The organism is Candidatus Thioglobus sp. (assembly GCF_029243085.1).
GTDB lineage: Bacteria > Pseudomonadota > Gammaproteobacteria > PS1 > Pseudothioglobaceae > Thioglobus_A.
The window spans coordinates 1-3,311 of record NZ_JAQWSS010000005.1 but is presented as its reverse complement, the minus strand read 5'-3'; the positions used below and the strand labels follow the sequence as shown (position 1 = coordinate 3,311).

Here is a 3,311-nt window from a genome sequence, read left to right as displayed (position 1 = left end):
TATTCCTATTTGACTTTTTTATCAGAATATTTATCAATCCAAAATATGCACCTTCAATGGTTGCTGGCCGTTGGATGGTTAATAATCAAAAACCTGAATACACAGATGCTGCGCCAAAAAGATGGGCTTGGTCATTTGGTTTTATTCTAGCGACAACTATGTTTTATTTAGTGGTGTTAAATGACATACGTGGCCCAATAAATATTTTGACTTGTGCATTATGTTTAGGCTTATTGTTCTTTGAGGCAGTGTTTGGTATCTGTGTAGGATGCAAGATTTACAATTTAGTTCATGATGAAAAAGTTAAACATTGTCCAGGTGGTGTGTGTGATTTAACTAGAACTAAAGATCAGATTCAAACGTTAAATTTAATACAAAAAATTATATTTTCTTTTTCCATGCTAGCATTGTTTTACCTAGCATTTGGCGATATAATTAATTTTTTAATTGTTGGAAAGTGATATGAAAGGTATTAGGTATGTATTGGCTATCTCTTGGACATTGATCGCATTGGGAGCTATTGCTGTTTTTGGTTTGAGCGATGATGATAAAGATATTAAAGCGCCAGATGTGATTGAAAAGACAGCGGCAGAGTGTGAAATTCCAGCTTTTGCTAAAGCTATTGGCCATGAGGATTTATGGTTAAAGCACAATGGCTGTCCACCACGTGAAAAGCAAAACTCCGACAAAAAATAAGCTGAATTTAACCCATTATTAGAATTTCATAAATTTTAATAATGAGTGGTTTAAAAAGGCAAAAAACCCTATAAAAATGTCAATTTAACGGCATTTATATAGGGTTTTTGTCTTTTTAGAGGATGTTTAAACCCTCGTCCACATTATTTTGAAAATTTTTAAATAATTTCGCAAGCTTCATCAAAGCTTAAGCGTGGTGATCTTGGGAAAATCTTAGTGTCATCTCCGTGGCCAATTGCGCAAATGAAAATTGACTTTGTTTTTCCATCTGGGAAAAATGCTTGATCCAGTGTTTCATTGTTAAAGCCACCCATTGGGCCACAATCTAATCCAACCGAGCGAGCTGCCATCATAAAATAGCCACCTTGCAGCGTTGCATTCATTTCACCAACTGATTTAATTTTATCAGGCTTACCTTCGTACCAACTCTTGGCGTCCGTATGTGGAAACAAATAGTCTAGTTTTTCATAAAATTCTAGGTCATAACTAATAATAGCGACCGCTGGTGCGCTCATGCCCTTGTCGATATTACCTTCGTCCAGGTGTGCTTTGAGCTTCTCCTTAGCTTCATCTGACTTAACAAATGTAATTCGTGCCGGGCAGGTGTTTGCTGCCGTTGGGCCAAATTTCATTAATTCATAAATTTGCTGAATTTGCTCGTCGGTAATGTTTTTATCTAACCAGCCATTATGACTTCTAGCATTAATAAATAAAGTGTCTAAAGCGTTCTGATCTAGCATTAAAATATCCTTCAAATTTGAATAAAAAACAATGTTAGATTATATATTTTTCGATCCGTCACTCTCAAACAAATTTAAAGACCATTTAACAAAGGTGGGAATAGAGTTTGAATGTGAAGAAGATGAGGGCTTTGGCTCAGTGCAGGGTGAAATCGTCTCTATTGCTGAGAATACAGATGAAGAAGTGCTAAGCGAGCTACAAGATTTGTATGATCAGCTACAAGATGAGCTTGAATTGATACTTGAGCAAGGCGAAGATGGTTTAATGATAAATGCAGCAGGCATGGAAGTGAAGCTTAAAGATGGTTCAGTGTGTACATTAAGAGTTGCGCCTGAAATTGTTACTCGCATTCTAACTGTGTTAGAATTTAACGAGTTGCAAGCATTTGTAGATAATATTGCTAGAAGCGTAGAAGAGCCAGATAGTGGTCATTTTTGCCATAATAAATAGGGAGAGAAGCGTATGAGTGAGTTTCTTATAATGGTGTCATTTGAATTAAACGACAAAAGTTTGTTGAATGATTGGAAGGCTTTGTCTCAAGAAATTGATGAGGATATTGCTCAGGCTGATGGCTTTATTTCTCGTGATTCCGGTATTGATGAAAATGCACAGGTTTATTGTCTAGTAAAATGGCAAAGTGAGACACACCAGCAAAATTTTAGGCAACAGCTAGAAGCAAGAAAGAGCTGGCCTGAAAATATGGAAAGATTTGGCGCAATTGCCAATGTGAGTACCATGACATCACATAACTTAGAGATTTTTTAAAATGCATAAAATTACCATCATTGGCTCAGGTTTTGCCGGCTTAACCGCCGTTAGAGCTATTCGAAAGCAAGATAAAACCGCTGAAATAACCCTAATTTCCCCCAAGGCAGAACTAGTTTATATGCCTAGTTTAATTTGGGTACCTTCAGGCGCTGCTAGCAAGAAAGATATTGTAATCCCGCTTGATAATTTCTTTAAGCGCATGAAGGTGCAACACATTGTAAGTGAAGTCACCGGTCTTGAAAACCAAGGTCGGTCGGTCATAACACCGATTGGCACCTATGAAAATGATGCACTGATTATCGCCTCAGGTGGACGCTTTATTAAAAAACTACCGGGTATCGAGCATGCCATCACTCCATGTGAAGGGCTGAGTGCTGCTGAACAAATTCGCGATCGAGTTAAGGTGATGGATGGCGGTAGTATTGCCGTTGGCTTTTCAGGTAATCCAAAAGAACCGAGTGCGATGCGTGGCGGACCAATGTTTGAATTTTTATTTGGACTAGATACTCAACTTCGCGCTGAGGGTAGGCGTGATAAGTTTAACTTGAACTTTTTTACACCAGCTGCCAAGCCGGGTGCACGCTTGGGTGAAAAAGCAGTTGATGGTTTGTTGTCAGAAATGAAAAAGCGTAATATCACTACGCACCTTGGCCACAAGATGAAACAATTTACCACTGATAAAGTAGTAACCGAGGGTGGCGAGTTTGCTGCTGATCTTATTTTATTTATGCCAGGCATGACCGGCAATACTTGGTTCGATAACACCGATCTTGCGCGTAGCACAGGCGGCCTGCTAAAGGCCAATCAATTTTGTGAAGTAGAGGGCTTTGACAAGGTTTTTGTTGCCGGCGATTCGGGCTCTTTCCCTGGCCCAGAGTGGATGCCAAAACAAGCTCATATGGCTGATCTTCAAGCTGCGGCAGCAGCAAAAAATGCACTGGATAATTTAGATGATCCAACAATTGTTAGTCGTAAATTTTCTGGTAACTCTTTGATAAGTTTAAATATCAAAAATAAAATTATGATAACTGAACCGATAAAAACTATTTCTTGAGCAAAGGGAACTTTAAAAGATCCAATTGATAAAGTGAAAATAACAAATATTA

Annotated in this window: 6 protein-coding genes; 5 read left to right on the top strand and 1 reads right to left on the bottom strand. The window is 38.3% G+C overall.

What is annotated here, in order from left to right; genetic code table 11:
* Together P8M52_RS00160 and P8M52_RS00155 are read left to right on the top strand one after the other, a co-directional pair.
* Nucleotides 1-461, top strand: a 461-nt coding sequence (locus tag P8M52_RS00160) for a DUF4395 domain-containing protein (protein WP_300305641.1), incomplete at its 5' end; no start/stop codon positions are given.
* 1 nt (nt 462) lies between these two features.
* Complete coding sequence (locus P8M52_RS00155; RefSeq protein ID WP_300305639.1) at nt 463-696, top strand: hypothetical protein; 234 nt, start codon at nt 463-465, stop codon at nt 694-696.
* Nucleotides 697-854: 158 nt separating this feature from the next.
* Here the strand turns inward: P8M52_RS00155 and P8M52_RS00150 are convergent, their stop codons facing one another.
* Nucleotides 855-1,436 carry a malonic semialdehyde reductase gene (locus P8M52_RS00150; protein ID WP_300305637.1) on the bottom strand — a complete coding sequence of 194 codons (582 nt, stop codon included), beginning with the start codon at nt 1,434-1,436 and terminating at the stop codon, nt 855-857.
* Nucleotides 1,437-1,467: 31 nt separating this feature from the next.
* Here P8M52_RS00150 and P8M52_RS00145 point away from each other — a divergent pair, with 31 nt between their 5' ends.
* From P8M52_RS00145 to P8M52_RS00135, 3 genes are read left to right on the top strand one after another with little or no spacing between them, the layout of a single operon-like run.
* Complete coding sequence (locus tag P8M52_RS00145) at nt 1,468-1,887, top strand: hypothetical protein (protein ID WP_300305635.1); 420 nt, start codon at nt 1,468-1,470, stop codon at nt 1,885-1,887.
* A gap of 12 nt (nt 1,888-1,899) precedes the next feature.
* Complete coding sequence (locus P8M52_RS00140) at nt 1,900-2,202, top strand: hypothetical protein (RefSeq protein WP_300305633.1); 303 nt, start codon at nt 1,900-1,902, stop codon at nt 2,200-2,202.
* A gap of 1 nt (nt 2,203) precedes the next feature.
* Complete coding sequence (locus P8M52_RS00135; protein ID WP_300305631.1) at nt 2,204-3,259, top strand: FAD-dependent oxidoreductase; 1,056 nt, start codon at nt 2,204-2,206, stop codon at nt 3,257-3,259.
* Nucleotides 3,260-3,311: the final 52 nt, after the last annotated feature.

Bases quoted from the DNA above. Each gene is read 5' to 3' on its own strand.
- P8M52_RS00155 (WP_300305639.1), top strand. From the start codon at position 463: ATGAAAGGTATTAGGTATGTATTGGCTATCTCTTGGACATTGATCGCA.
- P8M52_RS00145 (WP_300305635.1), top strand. From the start codon at position 1,468: ATGTTAGATTATATATTTTTCGATCCGTCACTCTCAAACAAATTTAAA.
- P8M52_RS00135 (WP_300305631.1), top strand. From the start codon at position 2,204: ATGCATAAAATTACCATCATTGGCTCAGGTTTTGCCGGCTTAACCGCC.
- P8M52_RS00150 (WP_300305637.1), bottom strand. From the start codon at position 1,436: ATGCTAGATCAGAACGCTTTAGACACTTTATTTATTAATGCTAGAAGT.
- P8M52_RS00140 (WP_300305633.1), top strand. From the start codon at position 1,900: ATGAGTGAGTTTCTTATAATGGTGTCATTTGAATTAAACGACAAAAGT.